The sequence below is a fragment of the Hymenobacter sp. BT559 genome (assembly GCF_016427535.1).
Taxonomy (GTDB): Bacteria; Bacteroidota; Bacteroidia; order Cytophagales; family Hymenobacteraceae; genus Hymenobacter.
In genome coordinates, this window is the sequence record NZ_JAELXV010000007.1 from 205,772 (window position 1) to 229,791 (window position 24,020).

At 60.6% G+C, this 24,020-nt stretch carries 19 protein-coding genes; 7 read left to right on the plus strand and 12 right to left on the minus strand.

Annotated elements, in window-relative coordinates:
• The first annotated feature begins 1 nt into the window (after window position 1).
• Window positions 2-1,075 (plus strand): lipocalin-like domain-containing protein, encoded by a 1,074-nt coding sequence (locus JAO77_RS20860; RefSeq protein ID WP_198992373.1) that lies wholly within the window; start codon window positions 2-4, stop codon window positions 1,073-1,075.
• Between the two features lie 243 nt (window positions 1,076-1,318).
• Entirely contained in the window at window positions 1,319-1,945 is a 627-nt protein-coding gene (locus tag JAO77_RS20865; protein ID WP_235998543.1) for a superoxide dismutase, read from the plus strand.
• A gap of 99 nt (window positions 1,946-2,044) precedes the next feature.
• On the opposite strand, the gene chrA is transcribed toward JAO77_RS20865, so the two are convergent.
• The 4 genes from chrA to JAO77_RS20885 all read right to left on the minus strand — a co-directional run bounded on the left by chrA (window position 2,045) and on the right by JAO77_RS20885 (window position 7,604).
• Window positions 2,045-3,337 (minus strand): chromate efflux transporter, encoded by a 1,293-nt coding sequence (gene chrA / locus JAO77_RS20870; protein WP_370550316.1) that lies wholly within the window; start codon window positions 3,335-3,337, stop codon window positions 2,045-2,047.
• A 137-nt stretch (window positions 3,338-3,474) separates the two neighbouring features.
• On the minus strand, window positions 3,475-4,842 hold the full coding sequence (locus JAO77_RS20875) for a putative hexosyltransferase (protein WP_198992375.1): 1,368 nt from the start codon (window positions 4,840-4,842) through the stop codon (window positions 3,475-3,477).
• 237 nt (window positions 4,843-5,079) lie between these two features.
• The gene (gene aspA / locus JAO77_RS20880) at window positions 5,080-6,489 is read right to left on the minus strand and encodes an aspartate ammonia-lyase (protein ID WP_198992376.1); all 1,410 of its coding nucleotides are present in this window, start codon (window positions 6,487-6,489) and stop codon (window positions 5,080-5,082) included.
• 140 nt (window positions 6,490-6,629) lie between these two features.
• The gene (locus JAO77_RS20885; protein WP_198992377.1) at window positions 6,630-7,604 is read right to left on the minus strand and encodes an isopenicillin N synthase family dioxygenase; all 975 of its coding nucleotides are present in this window, start codon (window positions 7,602-7,604) and stop codon (window positions 6,630-6,632) included.
• Window positions 7,605-7,829: 225 nt separating this feature from the next.
• Between JAO77_RS20885 and JAO77_RS20890 the strand changes: the two genes are divergently transcribed.
• Window positions 7,830-8,693, plus strand: a complete 864-nt coding sequence (locus JAO77_RS20890; RefSeq protein WP_198992378.1) for a hypothetical protein — start codon at window positions 7,830-7,832, stop codon at window positions 8,691-8,693.
• A gap of 164 nt (window positions 8,694-8,857) precedes the next feature.
• Here JAO77_RS20890 and JAO77_RS20895 read toward each other — a convergent pair whose 3' ends face one another.
• The 4 genes from JAO77_RS20895 to ribD form a co-directional block, all read right to left on the minus strand.
• Entirely contained in the window at window positions 8,858-10,255 is a 1,398-nt protein-coding gene (locus JAO77_RS20895; protein ID WP_198992379.1) for an FAD-dependent oxidoreductase, read from the minus strand.
• Window positions 10,256-10,292: 37 nt separating this feature from the next.
• The gene (locus JAO77_RS20900) at window positions 10,293-10,694 is read right to left on the minus strand and encodes a hypothetical protein (RefSeq protein ID WP_198992380.1); all 402 of its coding nucleotides are present in this window, start codon (window positions 10,692-10,694) and stop codon (window positions 10,293-10,295) included.
• Between the two features lie 13 nt (window positions 10,695-10,707).
• Window positions 10,708-11,187, minus strand: a complete 480-nt coding sequence (gene msrC, locus JAO77_RS20905; protein ID WP_198992432.1) for a free L-methionine (R)-S-oxide reductase MsrC — start codon at window positions 11,185-11,187, stop codon at window positions 10,708-10,710.
• 140 nt (window positions 11,188-11,327) lie between these two features.
• Window positions 11,328-12,398 (minus strand): bifunctional diaminohydroxyphosphoribosylaminopyrimidine deaminase/5-amino-6-(5-phosphoribosylamino)uracil reductase RibD, encoded by a 1,071-nt coding sequence (gene ribD, locus JAO77_RS20910; protein WP_198992381.1) that lies wholly within the window; start codon window positions 12,396-12,398, stop codon window positions 11,328-11,330.
• An 84-nt stretch (window positions 12,399-12,482) separates the two neighbouring features.
• Here ribD and prmC point away from each other — a divergent pair, with 84 nt between their 5' ends.
• From prmC to JAO77_RS20930, 4 genes are all read left to right on the plus strand, one after another.
• On the plus strand, window positions 12,483-13,337 hold the full coding sequence (gene prmC / locus JAO77_RS20915) for a peptide chain release factor N(5)-glutamine methyltransferase (RefSeq protein ID WP_198992382.1): 855 nt from the start codon (window positions 12,483-12,485) through the stop codon (window positions 13,335-13,337).
• 164 nt (window positions 13,338-13,501) lie between these two features.
• Window positions 13,502-14,275, plus strand: a complete 774-nt coding sequence (locus tag JAO77_RS20920) for a LytR/AlgR family response regulator transcription factor (RefSeq protein ID WP_198992383.1) — start codon at window positions 13,502-13,504, stop codon at window positions 14,273-14,275.
• A 253-nt stretch (window positions 14,276-14,528) separates the two neighbouring features.
• A complete protein-coding gene (locus JAO77_RS20925; protein ID WP_198992384.1) occupies window positions 14,529-18,923 on the plus strand; it encodes an FG-GAP-like repeat-containing protein in 4,395 nt (1,464 codons plus the stop codon).
• A 53-nt stretch (window positions 18,924-18,976) separates the two neighbouring features.
• Window positions 18,977-19,189, plus strand: coding sequence for a PID-CTERM protein-sorting domain-containing protein (locus JAO77_RS20930; RefSeq protein ID WP_198992385.1), 213 nt, complete (start codon window positions 18,977-18,979; stop codon window positions 19,187-19,189).
• Window positions 19,190-19,274: 85 nt separating this feature from the next.
• On the opposite strand, the gene JAO77_RS20935 is transcribed toward JAO77_RS20930, so the two are convergent.
• The 4 genes from JAO77_RS20935 to JAO77_RS20950 form a co-directional block, all read right to left on the minus strand.
• Window positions 19,275-20,321, minus strand: a complete 1,047-nt coding sequence (locus JAO77_RS20935; RefSeq protein ID WP_198992386.1) for a UDP-glucose--hexose-1-phosphate uridylyltransferase — start codon at window positions 20,319-20,321, stop codon at window positions 19,275-19,277.
• A gap of 23 nt (window positions 20,322-20,344) precedes the next feature.
• Window positions 20,345-21,283 (minus strand): hypothetical protein, encoded by a 939-nt coding sequence (locus JAO77_RS20940; protein WP_198992387.1) that lies wholly within the window; start codon window positions 21,281-21,283, stop codon window positions 20,345-20,347.
• Window positions 21,284-21,325: 42 nt separating this feature from the next.
• Complete coding sequence (bshC, locus tag JAO77_RS20945) at window positions 21,326-22,945, minus strand: bacillithiol biosynthesis cysteine-adding enzyme BshC (RefSeq protein WP_198992388.1); 1,620 nt, start codon at window positions 22,943-22,945, stop codon at window positions 21,326-21,328.
• A gap of 190 nt (window positions 22,946-23,135) precedes the next feature.
• The gene (locus JAO77_RS20950; RefSeq protein ID WP_198992389.1) at window positions 23,136-23,948 is read right to left on the minus strand and encodes a phytanoyl-CoA dioxygenase family protein; all 813 of its coding nucleotides are present in this window, start codon (window positions 23,946-23,948) and stop codon (window positions 23,136-23,138) included.
• Window positions 23,949-24,020 lie beyond the last annotated feature (72 nt).

Sequence of the window (24,020 nt, forward strand, 5' to 3'; positions counted from 1 at the left end):
TATGATGAGACTACCCCTTGCGCTGCTAGTTACGCTGTTTTTTACCGCCTGCTCTACCTTTAAGCCGGTTCCGACCACCCGCTTCAACCCGCCTGCCACCCGCGCCGAGCTACCCCACGAGGAGGCCGTGCACCCCAAAAACTCGCTGGAGTGGTGGTATCTCACCGGCCACCTGCGTGACCAGGCCACTGGCGAAGACTTCGGCATCGAGTACGTCTTTTTTCACTTCAACCTGAAGGATGGCAAGGACGACTACCAAATGGTGAACGTGGCCATCACCGACCCCAAGGGCCAGAAATTCAACTACGACTACAAGCTCGGCAAGCTGCCGCGCCTGCTCACCGACTCGCTGCCGCTGCGCCTGCGCGACCGCAAGGACGGTCAGGTCTGGAAGTTTGACGGCCAGGAAGGCAAGTACCAGTTTGAAGCTGCCCTTACTGGAAAAGATAACGCTGGCTACGCCCTCAACCTCAGCACCACGCCCACCAAGCCCGTGCTGCTGCACGGCGGCACCGGCTACGAAAACTACGGCCAAGGCATTGTGGCGGGCTACTACAGCTACCCGCGCCTGGCCACCACCGGCACCCTCACGGTGGCAGGCAAAACCCATCAGGTAACCGGTGAGCTGTGGTACGACCGGCAGTGGAACTGCACCAGCATCGTGGCTAAGGGCGTGGGCTGGGACTGGCTTAGCATTCAGCTCGACCAGCCCCGCGAGGAGCTGATGCTGAACACGCTGCGCAACACCGAAACCGGCCAGAGCCTCAACAACGGCTCGTTTTTCAGCGCCAGCAACGAAAACATGCACCTAGGCGGCACCGATTTCACGCTGACGCCCCTCACCTACTGGACCAGCCCTAAATCCAAGAAGAAGTACCCCGCCAAGTGGCGCGTGCAGGTGCCCGCCCAGGGCTACGACCTGGTAGTAGAGCCGCTGGTGCCGCAGCAAGAGCTGGCCCTCAAGTTCTTCCACGCCTTCACCATGTACTACTGGGAAGGCATGTGTAAAGTAATCGGCACCCACCACGGCCAGCCCGTAACGGGCAAAGCGTATGTGGAAATTACGAATAAGTAAGCTAGACGGCTGTAGTGTAGGCTTTCAATTCGCGACTCCAGCGCGGCAACTTGGTTAGCTTCGCGAACTGAAAGTCCGCGCTACAGCGGCTAAACCATTCCTCTGCCTGTAGGTATATAACTCATGCTCAAACGCGATTTTATCAAGAACGCCGCCGCGTTCGCGCTCAGCGCCCTCGTTAGCCCCGCCGTGCTGGCCCGCGCTCAGGAAGAACGCTTCCTGCGCGATGCCCGCGCCATGCCAATGGCCGATGGGCCATTTACGCTGCCGCCGCTGCCCTACACCTTTAATGCGCTGGAGCCGCACATCGACGCGCGCACCATGGAGATTCACCACGATGCGCACCACAAAACCTACGTCTCGAAGCTGAATGAAGCCGTAGCTGGCAAGCCCGAAGAAAAGCTGCCGCTTGCCGACCTGCTCGCCACCGCCAGCAAGCAGCCCGACGCCATCCGCAACAATGCGGGCGGCCACTACAACCACTCGATGTTCTGGACGCTGCTGGCCCAAAAGGGCGGTGGCCAGCCCACCGGCGCATTGGCCGCGGCCATCACCAAGGACTTTGGCTCGTTCGATAAGTTTAAGGAGGAGTTCACCAAAGCTGCCACCTCGCGCTTCGGCTCGGGCTGGGCCTGGCTGAGCGTGGACAAGGCCGGTAAGCTCTTCATTTCGAGCACCCCCAACCAGGACAACCCGCTCATGGACCTGCCCGGCATCCAGCGCGGCACGCCCGTGCTGGGCCTCGACGTGTGGGAGCACGCCTACTACCTCAAGTACCAAAACAAGCGTCCCGACTACGTGGCCGCCTTCTGGAACGTAGTGAACTGGCCCGAGGCCGACCGTCGCTTTGCTTCGGCGAAGAAGGGCTAAGCGAGGCTTCGTTCTCAGTACCTCTCGCCAACAAAGGCCCTCAAACTAGCTACCTAGGTAGCTAGTTTGAGGGCCTTTGCGTTAAGGGTGCCGCCACTTCTAGCCCACCAACCAGCCGGCTAGCAGAGCCGCGCCGATAATAGCCACGCTCGGAATGCGCTCCCAGAGCAGCACCAGAAAGGTGATGCCCACCAGCAATGGGTTGAGGGGCAGCTGCCAACCGGGCGGGCAGCCGGGCATGTCGAGCAGCCGGTCGGGCAGCGGGTGGTAGAGCAGCAGCGCCGCCGCGCACACCAGGCCGGCACTCACGGCGTTCACGCCTTCGAGCGAGGCTTTCACCACGCGATATTGACGTAGGCCGTCCCAGAAACGGATGGCAAAGAATATCAAGAATATACCGGGCAGAAAAATACCTAGGGCGCCCACTACAGCCCCTACAAGCTGCCCGGTAGTGCCTAGGCCAGTCGGCCGCATAGCCAGCGCTCCGATATAGGAAGCAAAAGCAAAATTGGGTCCCGGCAGGGCCTGCACCATTCCGAGGCCAGATAGAAACTCGGCGCTCGTGAGGTAGTGCTTAAACTCCACAAACTCAGCAAAGAGTAGCGGTGCCAGCACCTGCCCGCCGCCAAATACCAGCGAGCCATTGCGGTAAAAATTCTCGAATAGCCGCATGGGCAGCCACTCAGTGTAGTGCCCCAGCAGCGCTGCCCCCAGGAAGATGCCGAGCCACAGCCCAAAGTTGGCCCACTCCACCTGCAAGGGCTTCTTATTCTGCACGATGGCGTGCTTACGGTAGCGTAGCGTGGTGACGCTGCCGCCGGCCAGCAGCAGCACTGGCAGCACCCACGGTAGCTGAAAGAAGTAGGCTACCATGGCGGCCACCACCATCAGGGCTACCGAGGTTTTGGTGTGAATGACCTTTTCAGCAATGCGGTAGGCCGAAAACGCCACGAAACCCACCGCCACTGGCTGCACGAACTGCACTACCTGCGCCGTGCGCCCGCCATCGACGTGGCTGAGTAGCAGGCCGGCTACCGTCATAATAATCACCGCCGGCAAGCACCATATCAGCAGGGTGAGGTATGCCAAATTGGGGCCACCTAGGCGCAAGCCGATGGCCGTAATAGTCTGGGTCGAGGTGGGGCCGGGCAGCAGCGCGCACAGCGCTTGCAGCTCCAGCAGCTCGGCCGCGGTAAGGTAGCGGCGCTTGGCCACGAGCAAGCGCAGCATCATAGCCACGTGGGCCTGCGGCCCGCCAAAGGCGGTGCAAGCCAGCCCAGCTACGTCTTTGAGGAAGATAAAATTACGGTTTCGGCGCATCCGGCGGCCCTCCCGCCGCAAAGGCGCCAGGGGCACGGCAGGAGTAGCACGAATGGGAGAGTCGGTAGGCACGAAGTGGTAAAAGTTACCTACGTCGAAGATAAAAGAATGAGCAGCATTTTCTGCACCGAGGCAAGTAGTTGACTACGATAAACTCCTACCTACCTATGCATTACGAATGACACAGAATCAGCTTATAAAACAACTTTTTACCCCAGCCATACTGCGCTCATAAACCAGTTTAACATGTAAACTTGGATAAGAGTATTGAATAGGTAGATAGCACCACCTAGCTCTCGCTGAAATGGCAGCTTATTAAGCTTACTATTTCCCGCCACCAACATGGCTACCACGTAGGCAGCCGCTAACCCGAAATACCACGCTGCCTGCGGCGTCTTGAAGCCTTCTACTTCATAAGGAAACCCTACAAAATACAGTACGAGGCAAGCTACTATTGCTCCAACCACCCACGTGCTCCAGCTATAGCGCTGCTGCCACATAGCCCACAGTAATACACCAAAGAACGGAGTACCTAGCGTGTAGCGGCTAATCCCAACGATATCGCCTCCTTGCTGAAAGACAGTGAAGATACCGATACATACACAATAACCTAGAGCGAAACGCACAGCTTTAGAGGAAGATGGCTTAGTCGGCACCACTTTCCTCATATTCCACAAGCGACTACTTAGTAAATATATACAAACCATAATCGCACCTAGCGATATGCCTAGGCTAATAGTATCTAGCCATTGCATACGCGTCTTTGCTGATGTGCGCAGCCAAAGAGTGGGGAGGCGCCATTCGTGCTGCCAATGCCGATGCGCTTTATAAAACCCTAGCCACTCACCGGTCTGCCAGTGCTGAAACCAGAGCACGCTGCCTACCGCGGCAGCCATTGCCAGTGTACCTAGTACCACTGCCTTCACACTAGCCTTCCAATCAGCCCGGGCCTCTAGCCAGTTCAGGAGTTCGGCAAGGCAAAGCGCTGGCAAAAAGAACGTGGCAGCTATTCGCGTTAAGCAGCAGCCCAATAGCCCTAGTAGTAGCCAACCTAGGTGCTGCCGGTGCAAGCCCACGAGTATCAGCGCTCCGAATAAATAAAAGAGAGCTTCTGTGTATGGCACCCAGGTAAACATCAGTAGGGGTACTGAAGCCAGCAGCATTCCTTGCCGACGAGTGCAGGGCAGCGCCGCTAATAGCAAGGCGGTGCCCACTATCCATATTAGCAGATTTAAAATACTGATGCCTAATGCCTGCAGGCCCGTAACCCGCCATAGGTGTGGAAAGAGAGGAAAGAAAGCCACGTTGCTCTGCTTGCCTTCTTCATAGCTATAGCCATGGTCGCGAATAGATTGAAACCAGCCAGAATCCCAGCGAGCTAGCACTTGCTCGGTGGGCAATTGAACCAAGTCGAAGCAGTAAAGCACGGAGTACAACGCCGTCAGTATTGCCATATGCCCAAGCAGGAGCAATACCCAGCGGCACACCCCCCACCTGTAGACCGACCACCAATGTTTTTCTGCGGGAAATTCTAAGATATTGGATTCGGCAGGAGCAGAAACCGTGGAAAAGGACATGGCGAGAGGATTTATACTTTCAAGCTAGACATACAGAGTATCCTATGCTAGCTAGCTTGTGCTACCAATCAAAAGTCGGCATAAAGCACGAGACTTGCCCTGCAAACAAGGGTTACAGCCTTTATCCACCTAAAGTCACCCACGAGCTTTACTATGGAGCGGATTGTGCACAGCAGTTGATTAGACCTAGCAGTGTATACCGGCTCTCACTAAGCACTTGCACCTTCTGACACATGCCTACTGAATAAACACCGGCCGAATCAAGTTCTCGAACGTGAAAATCTCGTCCCACTTGGCCTGCGTCAGCAAGCCGCGCTCGGTCACGGCAATATCGTGGACCGACTTGCCAGTGGCCAGCGCCTCCTTAGCAATGCTGGCCGAGGCCTCGTAACCTAGGACCGGGTTGAGCTGCGTCACGATGCCGATGCTGTTGTAGACCATGTTGGCCGCGTGCGCGGCGTTGGCCGTGATGCCGAGCACGCATTTGTCGCGCAGGGTGTGGCAGGCGTTGGTGAGGTAGCTGATGCTGGTAAAGAGCGCGAACGAGATAACCGGCTCCATTACATTGAGTTGAAGCTGACCCGCTTCGGCGGCCATGGTCACGGTGAGGTCGGCGCCGGCCACGTAGAAGGCCGTTTGGTTCACTACTTCCGGGATTACCGGGTTGACCTTGCCGGGCATGATGCTACTGCCGGGCTGCAAGGCGGGCAGGTTTATTTCGTTGAGGCCGGTGCGGGGGCCGCTGCTGAGCAAGCGCAGGTCGTTGCAAATCTTACTCAGCTTCACAGCCGTGCGCTTGAGCACGCCCGAGAGCTGCACGTAGGCACCGGTGTCGTAGGTGGCCTCAATGAGGTCGCCGGCCAGCAATAGGTCCAGCCCAGTTACCTGGCGCAGGTGTTGGGTCACGAGGCCTGCGTAGCCGGGCGGTGTGTTCACGCCAGTGCCGATGGCGGTGGCACCCATGTTGATTTCGGAGATAAGCCGGCGCGAGTCGTCGATGCGCAGCAGTTCCTCGCGCAGGTTGGTGGCGAAGGCATGAAACTCGTCGCCCATGCTCATGGGCACGGCGTCTTGCAGCTGGGTGCGGCCCATCTTGAGCACGTTCTTGAACTCCTCGCCTTTCTGGGCAAAGGCATCGGCGAGGGCACCTAGGGCCTGGCGGTAGCCTACGAGCTTGTTGTTGAGCGCGATGCGGAAGGCCGTAGGGTAGGCGTCGTTGGTGCTCTGCGAGCAGTTGACGTGGTTGTTGGGGTGGCAGTGGTCGTAGTCGCCCTTTGCGTGGCCCATCATTTCGAGAGCTACGTTGGCGATTACCTCGTTGGCGTTCATGTTCACCGAGGTGCCCGCACCGCCCTGTATCATGTCGGTCAGAAACTGGTCGTTGAACTCGCCGCTCGCCACCCGGTCGCAGGCCGCCACGATGGCATCGGCAATGGTAGCGGGCAGCACGCCAAGCTCTTTATTAGCCAGCGCTGCGCCTTTCTTCACATAGGCCAGCGCCTGCACAAATAGCGGCTCATTCTTTATAGGAATGCCCGTGATGGCGAAGTTTTCCATCGCCCGCAGGGTCTGGATGCCGTAGTAAACGTTGGAAGGAATATGGCGTTCGCCCAGAAAATCGTGCTCGATGCGGGTGGTTGGATTCATTACAGGAAGTATGTAGGGAGGGGCTTTTAGTACGAAAATCAACGGGATGTAGCGACGCGAAGCAGTGCCCCCTGCCGCTCGCTAAATAAAAAGCGGCTGGCCTTTTCAGACCAGCCGCTTCAACACAGTAACTTATTGATTTACTCCTTTTTCAAACCTAGCTCAATCAGGCGCTCGTTCAAGAACTCGCCGGCCGTGATGTCGGCTTCTTTCTTGGGGTTATCGGCCGTGACGAGGTGTGGCAGGGCCGCCAGGCTCATTTCAGAGCGCGGGTGCATAAAGAACGGGATGCTGTAGCGTGAGGTGTTCATTTTCTCGCGGGGCGGGTTTACCACGCGGTGAATGGTGCTCTTGAGCACGCCGTTGGTGAGGCGCTGGAGCATGTCGCCCACGTTTACCACAATCTGGTCGGGCAGGGCCGTGATGGCAATCCACTGGCCGTCGCGGCGCTTCACTTGCAGGCCGTCGGCGCTGGCGCCCATCAGCAGCGTGATGAGGTTGATGTCGCCGTGCTCGGCGGCGCGCACCGCATCGGTGGGCACGGCGTCGGGGTCTTCGATGGGGAAGTAGTGGATGGGGCGCAGGATGCTGTTGCCGTTCACTACCTTGTCATCGAAGTAATTCTCGGGCAGCTCTAGGTACAGCGCAATGGCGCGCAGCACGTCTTTGCCGGCGCTTTCGAGGGTGCGGTAGGCCTTCATGGTGCTCTGCGCGAAGCGGGGCACCTCGTTGGGCCAGATGTTGGCGGGGTACTGGTCCTTCACCGGGTCTTCGCCCTCGACCTCCTGGCCCACGTGGAAGAACTCCTTCAGGTCGCCAGTGTTGCGGCCTTTAGCGTGCTCTTTGCCCTTGCTGATGTAGCCGCGCTGGCCAGCCAGCTCGGGCACTTCGTAGGCTTGCTTGGCCTGGTCGGGCAGTTGGAAGAACTCCTGCACGTCGCTGTACAGGGCTTTGGTCTGCTCCTCGTTGAGGCCGTGGTTTTTGAGGGCGATGAAGCCGATGCTTTGGTAGGCGTCGCCGAGTTCTTTTACGAACTTGGCTTTGCGCTGGGGGTCGCCGGAGCGGAAGTCGGCGAGGTCGAGCGACGGAATGTGGTCAGGCAGATTATCAGCCATGATAAGGAAGTAATTGGGTTAAGAATTACTTGCTGATTGGTTCTACAACCAATAACCACTGGTAGCGAATCAACTGACCGGCTGCGCTTGTCAACCAGCCGCCCGCGCCAACCCGCCAGCAGCAAACCAATGGTTACCTACCACAAAGTTACGGCAAAACCTTGAGGCGGGTTAATGCCGTATTGTGCAGATTAATCCTCTCTCTTTCACCGACGCTCTTTCGCCATGAAATCTGCTTTTTCACTCCTAGGCGGTCCGCTGGCCCTGGCCGCCGCGCTAGCCCTAGGTAGCTGCAGCGCTTCGCAAACCACCGAAACCGCGACCACCAGCCCCGCCGACCGCCCCACCGCCCTAGGTGCCCAAACCACCACCAACACGGTGGCCGGCGAGGCCCAGTCTAAAAACGGCATTACGCTCACGCCCTTCGACGATTCGCCCAAGTTTCCGACTGCCCAGCTGCGCCTCAATCGGCCCATCGCGGGCTCGTCGGTGCCCAGCCCGGTCGAGTTCAACTACGACCTCACCAACTTCCAGTTGACCAAAATGACGGGCAGCGACCACGCCCAGCACATGGCCAACTCGATGAAGGGTCAGCACATTCACCTCATCATCGACAATAAGCCCTACATCGCGCAGTACGAAACTAAGTTTTCGCAGCCCATGGAGCCGGGCCAGCACGTCATTCTCTCGTTTCTGTCGCGCTCGTATCACGAGAGCCTCAAGCATCTAGGGGCCTATGACCTGCGCACCATCACGGTAGGCAACAAGGTGGATACAACCAGCGCAAAGGTTGACCTGAAAGCCCCGCACCTCTTCTACAGCCGCCCTAAAGACACCTACGCGGGCGCTGATGCAAAGAAAATCATGCTGGACTTCTACCTGGTGAACACCACCCTGGCTCCCGATGGCAACAAGGTGCGCGCCACCATCAACGGCACTGAGTTTATGCTTGACCAGTGGCTGCCTTACATGATGGAAGGCCTACCCGCCGGCCAAGCCACCATCAAGCTGGAGCTGGTTGATAACGGCGGCAAGCTGATTCCAGGACCGTTTAATTCGGTAACGCGCACGATTACGGTGCAGCCGTAAGCCATACGCGCCGAGCATCTACTCAGCAAGTAAGCCTAAAAACAGGCTGCAAAAACCGCCTGTCATACTGAGCTTGCGAAGCATCTTATCACGCCCGGGTTAGTAACTCCAACGCGATAAGATGCTTCGCAAGCTCAGCATGACAGGCGGTTTTTTTTGAAGCGCTACTCGTTGATAACTGACTTCACCAGCTCCTGCACTTCCGGCTTCTCAAAATCAGCTTCCGTTTGGATATGCGGCATGAGGCGCGCCATAATACCGTCTTGCTTTTGGCCAGCGGCCCAGGCTTCGGCGTAGGGCGTATCGGGCGAGAACGTAACGCGGGAGTAGAGCGGCAGCCACTTATCAGGGTACTGGGCAGCGATTTTGGCCTCAATGCGCTTTTGTAGCAGGAAGCGAGGGTCGGCCACGCGGTCGCGCATTTCTACGAAGTTGTAGAGGGCCAGCTCGGCCATGGCGTCGGTGTTGGGCTTGCGTAGGCGCTCAAACTCGTCCATAATGTGGCCCCAGTCGCCTTCGCCTAGGTCGTCGAGCAGGCGGTCGAGCACGGTGCAGTCCTCGAAGCCCGCGTTCATGCCCTGGCCGTAGAAGGGCACGATGGCGTGGGCCGCATCGCCGAGCAGTAGCACCGAATCTTGGTAGCTCCAGGGCCAGCACCGGATGGTGACGAGCGAGCCCGTGGGGTGGTCAAAAAACTCCGTGTCTAGCTCCGGCATCAGCGGCACCACATCGGGGAAGACCTCGCCAAAGAACTTCTCGACCTCCTCAGGCGTGCGCAGGCTGTCGAACGACAGCGGCCCCTCGTAGGGAAAGAACAGCGTGGCATTGAACGACCCATCGAGGTTGGGCAGCGCAATCATCAAATAATTGCCCCTAGGCCAGATATGGAGTGCGTTTTTCTCCATCTGCCAGGTGCCATTCGGCCCGGCCGCGATGGTCAATTCCTTATAGCCATACTCTAGGTACTGCTGCGAGTAGTCGGCCCGGTCGAGGCGCTGCATGGCACCGCGCACCGCCGACCACGCACCATCTACGCCAAACAGGCGCTGGTAGGGCACGTCGTACTCGCGGGCGCTGGCCACATCGCGCAGGTGCAGGCGGCGGGCGGGCAGGTCGAGCTGGGTTAGCTTTTGACCAAAGGTGATTTCGACGCCCGGCTTGGCCTCGGCCAGGTCGAGCAGGGTGCGGTTGAGGCTGTCGCGGCTCACCGAAAAGATGGCCTGGCCCTCCTGCCCGTAGGGCTGGTAGGTGAGCTGCCCGCGCTGGTCGTGCATCACGCGGCGGTACATCGGAATACCAACCTTCTGAATATCATCGGTAACGCCCACGCCCGCCAGCCCGCGCCAGCCCCTATCGGAGAGGGCCAGGTTGATGGAGCGCGCCTCGCGCAAGCCAGTTTTGCGCGGGTCGGGCAGACGCTCGTAGAGGTGCACCGGGTGGCCGCGCCGCACCAGGTACAGGGCCAGTAGCGTGCCCACCAAGCCCGCGCCCATGATAACCAGCGGCTCGGTGGCGGTGGGGGCAACGGCGGCGGCAGGCGAATAGGAAGAAGGAGAATCCATGCGGTGAAGGTAGCGGCAACAGCGGCCCGGCGGGGCGCTATTTTAAGCTGGCTATCGGGTAAATAAAGGCTAGAGAGCTGGCGTTCTTATCCTTCGAAAGGAGGCCGGGCTTGAACGAGGCCTGGGCATTTACCACTTGGTAGTCAGCAGGTTTTTTTAGGTCGCTTACCAGCAGGCGAGCCAGTTGGCGCATCCGCTGCTTCAGCGTATCGGGCTGCTCGGCCGAGCCCAGGGGGTTGATTACGTCTAGGCTGAGCACGGCCGGACCAGTGCCGCTGGCCGCGGCCGATACCTTCACCTGCTCGGCTTCCAGCAGCTCTATCTGCCGCTGCAGGGCCGCATCGTGCTGATGCTTCAGGGCCACGTCGGAGGCCACGTCGAGCTGCCGCCCGCAGGCCGCCAGCCCTAGGGCCAGCAGTCCCCAGCAATATTTTTTCATACCTAGCATTTTCTTAAAACCACTTGGCGGCCAGCACCATTAGCTGCTCTAATGCCACTTGGTCGTCGTGGTCAAAGTCGTTGAGCTGGTCGCTGTCTACGTCGAGCACGGCTACTACGGCACCGTTTTTTAGCACGGGCACCACGATTTCGGACTTCGAGTCGGAGCTGCAAGCGATGTGGCCCGGAAACTCCTCCACATCGGGCACCAGCACGGTGCGGGCCTCGGCCCAGCTCGTGCCGCACACCCCGCGCCCCTTGCGGATGCGCGTGCAGGCTATCGGCCCCTGAAATGGACCTAGGACCAGTTCGTTGCCCTTCACCAGGTAAAAGCCCACCCAGAAGAACCCAAACGCTTGCCGCAGCGCGGCGGCTGTGTTAGCGAGGTTAGCGGTGAGGTCGGGCTCGACGCTCGTAAGAGCCTCGATTTGAGGTAGCAGCTCAGCGTAACGAGCGGCTTTGGTATCGGCGGTGATAAAGAGGTTTTCGGCCATCAGAATAGGTAGCGTGTAGGATAGGTCATGCTGAGCGCAGCGAAGCATCTCGCGTGGCGCAGTAACTTCTAACGTTCGCAGATGTCAACAACGAAGTGAGCGAGATGCTTCGCTACGCTCAGCATGACAAACGGTTTGGATTATACCAGCGGCAGCGCGGCGCTCTGCTCATTCACAAACCAAAACAGTTTGTCGTCGCCTACGTTTTCGACCGCCTGCCAACTGCGCAGCCCTACCCTAGGTGCGGCGATGCCGCGCTCGAGGCGTTTAGGGCTGCGAAAGACGCGCATTTCATCCCACAAGCCGCTGGTCAGTAGCGCGCCGATTACGGTGGGGCCGCCTTCTACCAGCACCGATTCGAGGCCGCGGGTGTGCAGGTCGGCGAGCACGGCGGGCAGCACATCGGGCGCGGCGGCGATGTCGGGCGGCAGCGTGATAAAGTCAAGATTGGGACGCGCGTCGCGGTGGCGATGTGTGAAAACTAACGTGGGCTGCGAGCCATCGAAAAGATGGTGGGTAGGCGGCAAGCTCAGGTTTTTGTCGAGCGTGACACGGGTGGGCTGCGGCCCCGGCCACTCGCGGGCGTTGAGGCGGGGGTTGTCGTGCAGGGCCGTGCGGGTGCCCACCAAGATGGCGGCTTCCTCGGTGCGCCACTTATGCGTGAGCAGGCCCGCCTGCGGCCCGCTTATCTGCACCGGCTGGAAGTGCGGGCCGGCCAAAAATCCGTCGGCCGACTCCGCCCACTTGAGCACTACATAGGGCCGCTTTTTTTCTTGCATCGTGAAGAAACGCTTGTTAAGCGCACGGCCTTCGGCGGCGAGCAGGCCGGTACTGACCTTGACGTCCGCGGCGCGCAGCTTACTTAGGCCTCGGCCGCTCACGAGCGGGTTAGGGTCGTCGTTGCACACGATGACTTCGGGCACGCCCTTGGCAATGAGCAAGTCGGCGCAGGGCGGTGTTTTGCCGTGGTGCGAGCACGGCTCTAGAGTCACAAACACGCGGCTTTGGCGCAGCAAGTCCTGGTCGGCCACGCTGGCTAGGGCATTGACCTCGGCGTGGGGGCCGCCGTACTGCTGGTGGTAGCCCTCGCCGATGATGGTACCCTCGGGGCCGACTACTACGCAGCCCACTAGGGGGTTGGGGCGCGTGGTGCCCTGGCCCAGGGCGGCCAGGTCGAGGGCGCGGCGCATGAATAGCTCGTCGGTGGTCATAGGCAGAATGAAAAGCGGCGGGCCGCACAGGCCGGAGCCAGCCCGCAAAGTACGCCCACCCCGGCCGCTTGTACCTTTGGCCTGATGACTACTGCCGCCTTCACCGCCCAGCTCAGCACTGCCCTGCAAGGCCCCTACCCCGCCCCCGAGGCCGCCGCCATCGCGGCACTCGTCACCGAAACATTATTGGGGTTCAGCCCCTTGCAGCGGCGCATGCAGGGCGCGGCGCCCGTGCCCGCCGAGGTAGCCGCCCGCCTGCCCCACATCGAGGCGCGGCTGCTGGCCCACGAGCCGGTGCAGTACGTGCTGGGCACGGCGCACTTCGCGGGCATGGACCTAGAGGTATCGCCAGCCACGCTCATCCCCCGCCCCGAAACCGAGGAGCTAGCTCAACTCATTGCGCAGGAGCAAGCCGGGCGCCCCGGCCTCGCGGTGCTCGACGTGGGCACCGGCTCGGGCTGCCTGGCGCTGGCCGTGGCGCAGGCGCTGCGCCCGGCGCGCACCCTAGCCGTCGATATTTCGGAAGCAGCGCTGGCCGTGGCCCACCGCAACGCGGCCCGCTACGCGCCCGGGGTAGAGTTTCAGCAGCTTAATATTCTGACTACTACGCCGGACATTGTGCCCGGCACGCTCGATGTGCTGGTGAGCAACCCGCCCTACGTGCGTGACAGCGAGCGGGCGCAGATGCGCGCCAACGTGCTAGCTTGGGAGCCCGAAACGGCCCTTTTTGTGCCCGACGCCGACCCGCTCCTTTTCTATAAACGACTGGCCGAGTTGGCGACCGTGTTATTAAAATCAGGCGGCGTAGTGTACCTCGAAATCAACGAGGCCCTAGGTGCCGAAACAGCGGCGCTTTTCCCAGATGTCAGTTTTACGGCGGTGCGAGTGGTAAGCGACTTTTTTGGCCGGGCGCGGTTTGTGCGGGCTACTAAATCGTAGCTTTTGCGAAGGCGCACTGCGAAAATAATTTTAATAGATAACCCTTTTATCAGAAGCCCGGCCGCGCACCTACGGTTGGGCTTTTGATAAACCACATTGATTATAAGTACTTTGCAACAAGGCGATAAGTACTTTTGCGTTAGGTTTTGACTTAGTTTACCGGCATGGCAGCTGCGCCCATTCGCATCTTGCTCGTAGAAGACGAGCCCCTGTACGCGCAGTACCTAGCCCTGGCAGCCCAAAACCTCGGCTATGTGCCCCTAGGGCCCGTGTCATCGGCAGAAGAGGCGCTACGCCTGTATCACCAAGGCCCGCCGCCCGACCTGGCGCTGCTCGACATCAACCTGGCTGGCGACCTTGATGGGGTAGACCTGGCCCGCGAACTGCTGGCCGCGCAGCCCCTACCCCTGCTTTTCAGCACGGCGCGGGCCGATACCGTCACCTTTGCCCGGGCCAAGGTGCTGGGGCCCTCGGCCTACCTGCTCAAGCCCTTCGACGAGCGCACGCTGGCGCACGCCGTAGCGCTGGCCCTGCACAACTTTGCCGGCATCCAGGCCACGCAGCTGCCAGCCGCGGCCGACGACGCGCCCCTGCGCCTGGGCGCCGACCTCAGCCTGCGCCACGCGTTGTTTTTACGCGACCGGGGCCGCTTAATCAAGGTACTACCAGTTGATATTCAGTACGTAGAGGCAGGCGAGAAATACTGTACCGTAGTCACGGCCGCCAACAAATACGCCGTGCGCCTCTCGCTGCGCGAGCTGGCCCAGGAACTACCGGCCCAGCAGTTTGTGCAAATTCAGCGCGGCTACCTCATCAATGCCGAGTACCTAGAGCAGCTCGACCCCACTGCCAACACTATTACGGTGGCTGGCACCGTGCTGCCCTTGGGGCGCGCCTACCGCGAGGCCCTATTGCGCCAGCTGCGGCTGGTGGGCTAACCTACCCGGCTTTTTTCAAGGACAAAATCTGACCATTGGCGGCGCTTGGCGAGCCGGTGGCGGACATCTACGTTCTGCGTGCCCCTAGGACTACCCAATTTTGGGATGGCCCTGGGGGCTTTCTATTGTTGGCCTACCCAGCCAGCTTCTATTCGGCCGGCTGCGTGTATCTACAATCCAAGCATCTCACCTGTAGGCTCCTAGCACACATCAAGTATCTACTTCCTTCTATTACATCACCTACCTGTTCTTTATGACTAAACCTTACGCCAATCGATTAGTAAGCCGGCTGTGGCAGCCAGTAGGCGGCGCGGGCCTCACGCTACTGCTGGCTTCGGCTAGCCTGGCGCAGGCTCAAACACTACCCCAGTACTCCCTGCCGTTTAACGGCACCAACCAGTACGCGGGCGTGCCCAATACAGCAGCACTGGAGTTTACTACCGGCACCGTCGAGCTGTGGGTGAAGCCGACCTGGACGGTGGGTACGCACAGCGGCGCCAACCTATGCCTGGTTTCGGAGCGCTCGGGGGCTAGCCTTAACGGGGGCACGCGCTTTAGCTTGCACATGGGCAATGACATGAAGTCAATAGGTATTTGGAATGGCGGTAGCTACGAAACTGTGTCGTACAATTTCAGCAAAGGGCTGTGGTACCACGTAGCGGCGGTAATGACCACCACCAGCACCCAGTTTTACGTGAACGGCGTGCTCATCGGTACCACGGGCAACGGCATTAACACTAGCCGGACGGGCTATACCCTCAAGATTGGGGTTTCCGAAACGGAAGGCACTGCCGTGAGCAATGCCGAATACTTTGAGGGCGAGCTCGACGAGGTGCGCGTGTGGAACACCGCCCGCACCGCCGCCCAGATTCAAGACAACTACCGGGCGCCCGTGAGTGCGGCCAGCGCCGGCCTGGTGGCGTATTACCCCATCGACAACGGTATTCTGGGCACCGGCAATGCCGCGGCCCGCCTGCTAAAGGACTACGCGGCCAGCGGCTACAACGGCACCCTCTACAACTACTGGACCGAGCAGTCGCCTACTGTCAGCACTTTTACGCCGGCGCGCAACGCCGTAAGTGCCCCGCTCACGGGCCGCATCGCCGTTGGCTTTTCGCAGAACATGAATAGTGCGGCGGCTTCCGAAGCTGCCCTTAAGGTATTTGGCTCGCACACGGGCAAGCGGGCGGGCACCTTTGCGGGGGGCGGCACGAGCGTCATTACGTTTGACCCCGCGCAGGAACTGCTACCGGGCGAGCAGGCCACCGTTATTGTAACGACGGCGGCCAAGTCGATGGGCGGCCTGGGGCTGGCTAAGCCACAGGTGGCGCAGTTTGTGGGCAAAGCCGGCGGTACTGGCCAAGGCGTGCTCAGCGGCTTTCAGAGCCTGCCGACGAGCGGCTACCCGGGGCAGCTAGTCACCGCCGACATCGACGGCGATGGCGACCTGGACCTGCTGGTGCCCACGGCCTATTCCAGCGTGATGGTACGCCTCAATGATGGCAGCGGCACGTTTGGCCCGGCCACTTCCCTGAACGTGGGCACTAGTTCGAACAATACCCTGGCCATGGCCGACATCGACGGCGACGGCGACCTGGACATGCTGGTGCCCGACTACGTAACCAACGGCACCGTGAAGGTGCTGCGCAACAATGGCCAAGGCACTTTTGCGGCCCCGACTACGGGCGCCCAGGTCGGCGACCGGCCAGCCTACGTGGTGCCCGCCGACCTAGACGGCGACGGTGACCTAGACCTGCTAGTGAGCAACTACGGCACCGGCCGGGTAAGCGTGCGCTTCAACGACGGGGCTGGCAATTTCTCGACCCCGTCTGCCAACGCCGAGGTAGCGGTATCCTCGGGTGCCCGCCACGCCGCCGCAGCAGATATTGATGGCGATGGCGACCTAGACCTGCTTTCGGTGGGCTACACCGACCCTGGTAAAGTGAGTGTGCGCCTCAACAACGGCGCCGGCGTTTTCACCGCCCCCGCTACCAATGCGGAGTTAGCGATGGCCACCCGCCCATACAGCATTGCGATGGGGGACGTGAATGGCGACGGCAGCCCCGACATGGTGGTGTCTAACACTACTACATCAACGGTGAGCCTGCGCCTTAACAACGGCAGCGGCGTATTTACCGCCCCAGCTACCGCCTCGGTAGCCGAAATCAGCGTTGCCAACACGGGCTTGCAGGCCGTTTTGGCGGATATAGACGCGGATGGCGACCTCGACCTATTGGCCACCGCCTACAGCAGCAATGGCGCGGTAAGCGTGCGGCTCAACAACGGCCGGGGTGTTTTCACGGCCCCGGCCACCGGGGCGGAGGTTGGCACGGGCGGCGCGGCCCTGCTAGCCACCGGCGACCTAGATGGGGACGGCGATATTGACCTGCTAGCCAGCGGCAACAGCGGCGGCAGCCAGGCGCAGGTGCTCTTCAACGCGCTGGCCCCCACCATCAGCAGCTTTTCGGCCACCAGCGGCATGGTGAGCAGCAGCGTCGTGCTCACGGGCACCAACTTCTCCGGCGCCACCAGCGTAAAATTTAATGGCGTGACGGCCAGCGCCTTCGCCGTTAACTCGGCCACCCAGATTACCGTGGTTGTGCCTGTGGGCGCCTCCTCCGGGGTTATTTCTGTCACGACCCCGGCCGGCACAGGCGTGTCGGCCAGCCCCTTTACTCTCATTACCGACCTAGTCGTCAGCACCGCGCATGTGGTAGCCGGCGGCACTTACCGCAACATCACCGTGGCGGGCGGCGGCGTGGCTACCCTAGGGGGCAGCGTAACGGTGAGCGGCACTCTGACGGTGCAGGCCGGCGGCACCCTCAATACCAACTGCCAAGCCCTGACCGGCGCGGGCAGCTTGGATTTGGAAGCGGGCAGCACCCTGGGCATCTGCGACCTGGCCGGTATTACGGCTAGCGGCAACAGCGGCGCGGTGCAGTTGGCGGGCGCTCGCTCGTTCAGCCCCGACGCTTCTTACGTCTACAACGGCGGCGACTCGCAAGTAACCGGCTCGGGCCTGCCCAGCCAAGTGCGCAGTTTCACGACTACCAATGCCAGCACCGTGCGCTTGAGCAATCCGCTGAGCATAAGCCAGGTGCTGACCGTGGCGGGCCGCGGCAACTTCGACCTCAATGGCCAGGCGCTCACGCTGCTTTCCGGCAGTGCCGGCTCGGCCCTGGTTGTCAACTCGGGCACGGGCATTGTGAGCGGCGGCACGGCTACTGTGCAGCGCTACCTCGACCCCGCTTTTAACACGGGCATGGGCTACCGCCACTACAGTGCGCCGGTAAGTGGCTCGACGGTGGCCGACCTAGCCACTACCACGGGCTTTGCGCCGGCTGTAAACGAAGCTTATAACCTGTCGGCCACGCCGGGCATGGTTATGCCGTTCCCCACTGTATATGGCTACGACCAAAGCCGCTTGGCGTCTACCACCAGCAACTACTCCGCATTTGACAAGGGCTTTTATTCGCCCAGCGACTTAACCGACCTGCTTGCCGTAGGCCAAGGCTACGCCGTGCAGATTGGGGCCGACCAGCTCGTGGACTTCACGGGTCAGCTTAACTCCGGTACTAAAACACTGACCCTAGGTCGCAACAACGACGCCACGGCGGCCGATGCGGGCTGGGCGCTGGTGGGCAACCCCTACCCGGCTCCGCTCGACTGGAGCCAAGTGGACGCCGCCGACCGCACCAACCTCGATGGCAGCATCTACGTGGTGCAAAGCACCGGGCCCTACACCGGCTCGTACCGTGCGTATGTCAACAACGTATCGACCAGCGGCACTAATAGCCCGCTCATCGGCACCTGTCAGGGCTTCTTTGTGCGGGTGAGCAGCGGCCAAACCAGCGGCACGCTCACCTTCCGCAACAGCCAACGCGTGACCGACTACGCCAGCCAAGCGCCTGTGTACCGCCCCACCGCCGACCTGCGCCCCCTGGTGCAGCTCGAGCTGCGCACCAGCACCGGCCAGGCCGACGGCCTAGCTGTGTACGCCGAGGCCGGCGCCACGCCCGGCTTCGATACTCAGTACGATGCCGGTAAACTCGTGAACTCGACGGGCCTGAACCTGGCCAGCGTATCGGCCGCTAACGAGTCGCTTGCTATCGATGGCCGCCCCGCCTTCACCGCCGCTACAGTAGTGCCGCTCACGGTAGGCGTGCCCGCCGCCGGCACCTACACGCTGGCCGCCGCGGCCCTCCACAACCTACCCGCCGGCCTCGATGCCTACCTCACCGATGCCCACACCGGCCAAACAGTGCGCCTAGGTCAGCAAAATAGCTATTCTTTCAGCGTTACGGCCACGGAGGCTACAGCCCTGCTCACGGGTCGCTTCACGCTCACCTTCAAGGGTGCTGCGCCGCTCGCCAGCACCCCCGCGGTGCCTGCCGTGACCGAAGTAGCCGTTTACCCCAACCCCGCCAGCGAGCGATTTAAGGTGTCGATGCCCGCGGTAGCTGGGGCCAGCCAGGTGCAGGCCACGCTGCTCAACACACTAGGGCAGGTGGTACGCCGCCAGGCGGCTGCACTGCCGGCCACCGGCGCCACCCTCACGGTTGAGGCTGCTGGCCTGCCCACCGGGGTGTACACCCTGCGCCTACAAGCCGGGGCTACCACTATCGCTAAGCGCGTTATCATCAAGTAACTTATCTCGTGAGCTGGCTCCGGCAGGGGCCGGCTCTTTAGCCAATCTTTTCTATGCGCAAGTTTATTTTTACGGTAGTAATCCTCATCACCTTCACGGGCTTGCTTAGCTCTGTGGTGCGGGCCCAGGCGCCTACTACCACCGGCCCCGCTCCGACTACCCCCGCGCCCGCGGCGGTACCGCTCGACGGTGGTTCGTCGCTGCTGCTCGCGAGCGGCGTCGCTTATGGCCTGCGCCGCTTGCGGCAGCGCCGCCAGCGGGCCTAGGTTGCCAGCTTCTTATCCTTCACTAAAAAGCCCCTCGCCAGTTTATGGCGGGGGGCTTTTTGGTAGGCTTTAGGCCAAGGCGCTCTTACTGGGCAGCCTGCTTGTAGTGCACGGCTGGTAGGGCGCGCAGGCGCTCGGCGGCCTGCTCGGGCGTGATGTCGCGCTGGGCATTGGCCAGCAGCTCGTAGCCCACCATAAATTTCTTGACCGTGGCCGAGCGCAGCAGGGGCGGCAAAAAGTGCATGTGCAGGTGCCACTCGGGGTACTCGCAGCCATCGGTGGGCCGCTGGTGGAAGCCAGCCGAGTACGGGAAACTCACCTCAAACAGGTTATCGTACTTGATGGTGAGCTGGCTCAGGATGTCGGCCAGGCCGTCGCGCTCGGCTTCAGTGAGCTGAGTGAGGTCTTGCACGGCGCGGCGCGGCAGCACCAGCGTTTCGAAGGGCCACACCGCCCAAAAGGGCACCAGCACCACCCAGGTGTCGTTTTCGACCACGAAGCGGGTTTTGGTTTTCTCCTCAATGGCGAGGTAGTCGGCCAGCAGGGTGCGGCCGTGCTCGTCGAAATAAGCCTTCTGGGCGCGGGCCTCCCTGGCGGGCAGGTCGGGCACGGTGCGCTCGCTCCAGACTTGGCCGTGCGGGTGTGGGTTCGAGCACCCCATCACGAAGCCTTTGTTCTCGAAAATCTGTACGTAGTTGATGGCCGGGTCGGCCCCTAGGGTCCGAAACTCGTCAGTCCAGGTATCGACTACGCGGCGGATTTCTGACACTGGCATTTCGGGCAGGGTCAGGTCGTGGCGCGGTGAAAAGCAGATAACGCGGCAGTGGCCGGTTTCGGCCTCGGCGCGCAGCAGGCCACCTTCCTCGTAGGTGCCGGTCTCGCCCTGTGGCAGCAGCGCCGCAAAGTCGTTGTCGAACACGAACTGGTGCTCGTACTTGGGGTTCACGTCGCCGCTGGTGCGGGTATTGCCGGGGCAGAGGTAGCAGGTGGGGTCGTAGGCGGGGCGGGCGTCGGCCTCGTCTTTTTCCTGCTGGCCCTGCCAGGGGCGCTTGGCGCGGTGCGGCGATACCAGTACCCACTCATCGAGCAGGGGGTTGAAGCGGCGGTGGGGTTGCTCCGTGAAGTCGAACATGAAGGTGGGGCGTTGAGCGGTAGTTAACTAACAGAAGGATTGAGTTTTCTGACGGCTTGCGGCGTAAGCCCGAAATAGGCCCAAGGATAAATAGTTATTCGATTTCCCAGTGCCTGTAAAAATTGGTTTCGGATGGCTGTCTGCTCCAAGTTCTCACTCAGGCAGGCAACGTAATTGTTAAAATAGATACTGGGAAGCGTATCGTCAATTCGTGGATTTTTAGCTAGTAGCTCTTTGATACGATGCTGGTTCTTGCTTCGCATCTCCTGCTTAACAATGTTGGTTTCCTCATCTACTATAAACTGCAGCTCAACCAAATACATGACCTGTAATAAACTGCGCAGATTTGGGTCAGAGGCTTCATCGACAAAATCCTCTAGCGCCTCCTCATCACCAAACCACTTTGGAGTGAGAACATTGAAGTAAAAAATATGCGCCAGTAAATTGGTGGGCTGCATTGCGACGCACTGCTCATAGGCTGCCCGAGCTAGTTCGGGGTTGCCCAAACCCATTGCTACCCGCACAAGCCGGGCTGCCGCCTGCGCCTGCAATACCGGGGTAGCAAACGGCTGCATCAATTGCGCATGCGCCTGCGCTAGGTAGTGCGAAAACCCATCTATCTGCTGCTGCGACAATTCTCGCGCGTAAGCACCGCTTCTAGCTTCCCAGGCTCGAAATGTAGCGTGTACGGCCGCTACCAATCTGCGCAGTTCAGATGTTCCACTTTTTTGGTACTGCCCCAATAGGGGGTCGTAGTAATCGCTCAGGCACAGGCCATCGAGTAGGCGCGTTAACTCATCGGGCGCTAATCCAAGGGCTACTTTTTCGAAAGCCTGCCACTGCTTTTGCTCAAGCATTGGTTTAACAGCCAACGCATCAACGAGCCCAAATGACAAATCATTAGTCGCGGCAGCTGAACCGGAGCCTGTGAAAAGCGCACGCAGAGACTGGAAGAAAGCCAAGAGATGGGAACGAAATAGGGTATACTCTGGCCCAAAACTAGGTTATTCCTCCTCCACCACCGCAAATACCAGCGCTAACGGCTCGAAGCACTGCATTAGCTGGTCGATGAAGCCGGGGTTGTTGAGGAGCACGCTCAGCACATTGTCGGTGCGTTCCTGAAGGCCGCCTTCAGGGAAAAGCTTGTCTTTGAGCGCGGTAAGTTGCGAGTAAGCGGTTTCGTGCTTGGCTTCCGACGCCTTGGCGAGGCGCTTTTCGAGGCCGGCGAGGCTGCCGGCGGCTTTTTGGGCTTCGGCAGCCACGGCTTTTACCAGCGTAGGGTCGAGGCGCTGGGCTAGGTCCTGCACTTGCTGGTAGGCGGCGGCGAGGGCCGTTTGCTGGTCAGCGAGATTTACTTCTTCTTGGCCGAGTTGGGCGCCGACTTGCTTCTTTAGCTCACCTAGGGGCTTAAAAATATCGAGCGTGCCCAGGCCCAGCTTACGCAGCTTACCGGCGTTGGCGCGGCTTAGGTACATGGCCGAGTTGCGGGGCAGCACAATGGGGTACGGCACGCCTAGCTGTTCAAACACGCCTTTCAACTGGAACCAGTACGCCACCTCGGCCCCGCCGCCGATGTAGGCGAGGTTGGGCATCAGGATTTCCTGGTACACCGGGCGCAGCACCACGTTGGGGCTAAAGCGCTCGGGCTCGCTATCGGCCAAGGCTAGTAGCTCGGCCTGCGAGTGGCAGCGGCTGGTGCCGCGCACGGTTACTTGGGTGCAGTCGGCACCGGGGGTGGCGTCGGGCTCCAGGCGCTCGCGCTTGCCTTCGTCGGTGAGGAAGAATAGGTTGAGCGGGCGCGAATACACCTGCGGCTTGTAGCCGGCGGCCGTGAGCGGGGCGTTGGTAGCCTGCACCGCTTGGTTGGAAAGCTGGCCCTGAATCTCTTGCTTCAGCAGCGGCTTCAGCGCCTGCTTGAGGGCGGGACGGTCGGCATCGAGGCAGACGAGACCATAGTCGCCAAAGAGACTGGTAGCTAGCTTGCGGGTGGCTTCGCTGAGCGTGGCGCTGCTGGCGTAGGCATCTTTAAACGCGGCCGGTACCTCGGGCGGTAGCTGGTTCAGGATTTCCTCAGCTAGGCCATCGAGCGGCAGGCGGCCCACCGGGCCACCTAGGCTGCCTTCGCCGGGCCCAGCCCAGCTCAGCGTTTTGCCAAACAGCTGGAAGTGGTTGATTTCGGCAAAGTCGTGGTCTTCGGTGGCCAGCCAGTACACGGGCACAAAGTCGTACTGCGGGTATTCGGCCTTGAGCTGCTGGCTAAGTTTTATGGCCGTAATTATCTTGTATACAAAATATAGCGGCCCTGTAAACAGGTTGAGCTGGTGCCCGGTGGTGATGGTAAAGGTCGTGTCCTTCGCCAGCAGGGCGAGGTTAGTGGCCACGGCAGGTGGCACTTCGCCGCCTAACTCAGCGTACTGCGCCCCTAGGTCGGCTACCAGGCGCTGCCGGGCTTCGGGCGAATAGGCAGCTTGTTTTTCTTCTAGCTGCGCCCGAAAAGCAGCCAGTTCAGGCCGGCGATTATAAAAAGGAGCCAAGGCCGGCGAAGCGGCAATGTAGTCAGTGAGGAGGCCCGAAAAGGCGCCGGTAGCGGCGTAGGGCAGGGTAATACAATCGGCAGCAGCCATGAGCGCGAGGAAAAAAGGGCGCGAAATTCTGCCAAGAACCCGGCACGGCCCGAAAAGTTAGTTGCGCCCAATTGTAGCGTGGACTTTGTAGCCCGCGCACGAGTGCGATGAGTAGCTATGTTAGCACCCTCCTACTTGGCGCCGATACTCGCTGTGCTTGTGCGCGGACTATAAAGTTTACGCTACTTCTTTAAGCGCCCCAGAAGCGCATTTCCAGTGAGATGCGCGTTTCATCTTCGTTTAAATTCACCGCCCCGCCGTGCAGCAGGTACGGCGAAAACAGTAGTACTTCGCTCGGCTCTGGGTTGGGCCGAATAATATCGAGCGGCTCAGCGCTGCCCAGCACGCCCGGCACCGTGAAGCGTACTCCGTTGCTGACGGCCCCGCCGGCTGTGCGCAGGGTGCGGTTTTCGGGCCAATGATGCGAGCCCGGTACCAGTGTCAGCGACGATTGTGCCGTGCTACCGGCTACGGGCACGTAGATATTCAGGCAGTTGTGATAGTCGGGTATCCACACATCGCGGTGCAGCGGGTTATTATCGGCCCGGCCTGGCCGGATAATGCGCAAGTGGAAAAATCGCTCGTTATCCCAGGGGTTGAGCGCCCGCACGGGCCGGCCGCACAGCTCGCCCACACGCTGCTCGAGCACGCTGGCGGGCAGCGGCAGAAAATCGGCCTGCTGGTACTCCTTGGTGCGATTTACCACGGCCAAGTGCAGGTCGCGGTCGTCGCCCACCACGCGGTGGTAGTGCGCCACGTCGAAATCGGCGGGTACCGGTCGGCCTGCATCGGCTAGGGCTTGGCGCACTAGCTGAGCGAGTCCTTCGCGCAGGGCGACTTGCTCAGCGGCGGGCAGAAAATCGGCTACGGTATAGCCGTCGGCGGCCCAAGTGGTACCGGCCGAAAGGTCTTCGTCTGAGGCCAGTAGCACCCGGTCGTCGGTGAGGCCGGCCTCGCCCTGCACATCGTAGGTAAAGGTTTGCTGATTGATTCTGACCTGCATAAAACCTTGTTTACTTACTTATAAAAAAGATTGTCATGCTGACGAAGGAAGCATTATCTACAAGCCAGTGCT

Bases quoted from the DNA above. Each gene is read 5' to 3' on its own strand.
- JAO77_RS20950 (WP_198992389.1), bottom strand. From the start codon at position 23,948: ATGCAGGTCAGAATCAATCAGCAAACCTTTACCTACGATGTGCAGGGC.
- JAO77_RS20875 (WP_198992375.1), bottom strand. From the start codon at position 4,842: ATGTCCTTTTCCACGGTTTCTGCTCCTGCCGAATCCAATATCTTAGAA.
- prmC (WP_198992382.1), top strand. From the start codon at position 12,483: ATGACTACTGCCGCCTTCACCGCCCAGCTCAGCACTGCCCTGCAAGGC.
- JAO77_RS20930 (WP_198992385.1), top strand. From the start codon at position 18,977: ATGCGCAAGTTTATTTTTACGGTAGTAATCCTCATCACCTTCACGGGC.
- JAO77_RS20860 (WP_198992373.1), top strand. From the start codon at position 2: ATGATGAGACTACCCCTTGCGCTGCTAGTTACGCTGTTTTTTACCGCC.
- JAO77_RS20935 (WP_198992386.1), bottom strand. From the start codon at position 20,321: ATGTTCGACTTCACGGAGCAACCCCACCGCCGCTTCAACCCCCTGCTC.
- aspA (WP_198992376.1), bottom strand. From the start codon at position 6,489: ATGAATCCAACCACCCGCATCGAGCACGATTTTCTGGGCGAACGCCAT.
- JAO77_RS20865 (WP_235998543.1), top strand. From the start codon at position 1,319: ATGGCCGATGGGCCATTTACGCTGCCGCCGCTGCCCTACACCTTTAAT.
- JAO77_RS20895 (WP_198992379.1), bottom strand. From the start codon at position 10,255: ATGGATTCTCCTTCTTCCTATTCGCCTGCCGCCGCCGTTGCCCCCACC.
- bshC (WP_198992388.1), bottom strand. From the start codon at position 22,945: ATGGCTGCTGCCGATTGTATTACCCTGCCCTACGCCGCTACCGGCGCC.
- msrC (WP_198992432.1), bottom strand. From the start codon at position 11,187: ATGGCCGAAAACCTCTTTATCACCGCCGATACCAAAGCCGCTCGTTAC.
- JAO77_RS20890 (WP_198992378.1), top strand. From the start codon at position 7,830: ATGAAATCTGCTTTTTCACTCCTAGGCGGTCCGCTGGCCCTGGCCGCC.
- JAO77_RS20925 (WP_198992384.1), top strand. From the start codon at position 14,529: ATGACTAAACCTTACGCCAATCGATTAGTAAGCCGGCTGTGGCAGCCA.
- JAO77_RS20900 (WP_198992380.1), bottom strand. From the start codon at position 10,694: ATGAAAAAATATTGCTGGGGACTGCTGGCCCTAGGGCTGGCGGCCTGC.
- JAO77_RS20885 (WP_198992377.1), bottom strand. From the start codon at position 7,604: ATGGCTGATAATCTGCCTGACCACATTCCGTCGCTCGACCTCGCCGAC.
- JAO77_RS20920 (WP_198992383.1), top strand. From the start codon at position 13,502: ATGGCAGCTGCGCCCATTCGCATCTTGCTCGTAGAAGACGAGCCCCTG.
- ribD (WP_198992381.1), bottom strand. From the start codon at position 12,398: ATGACCACCGACGAGCTATTCATGCGCCGCGCCCTCGACCTGGCCGCC.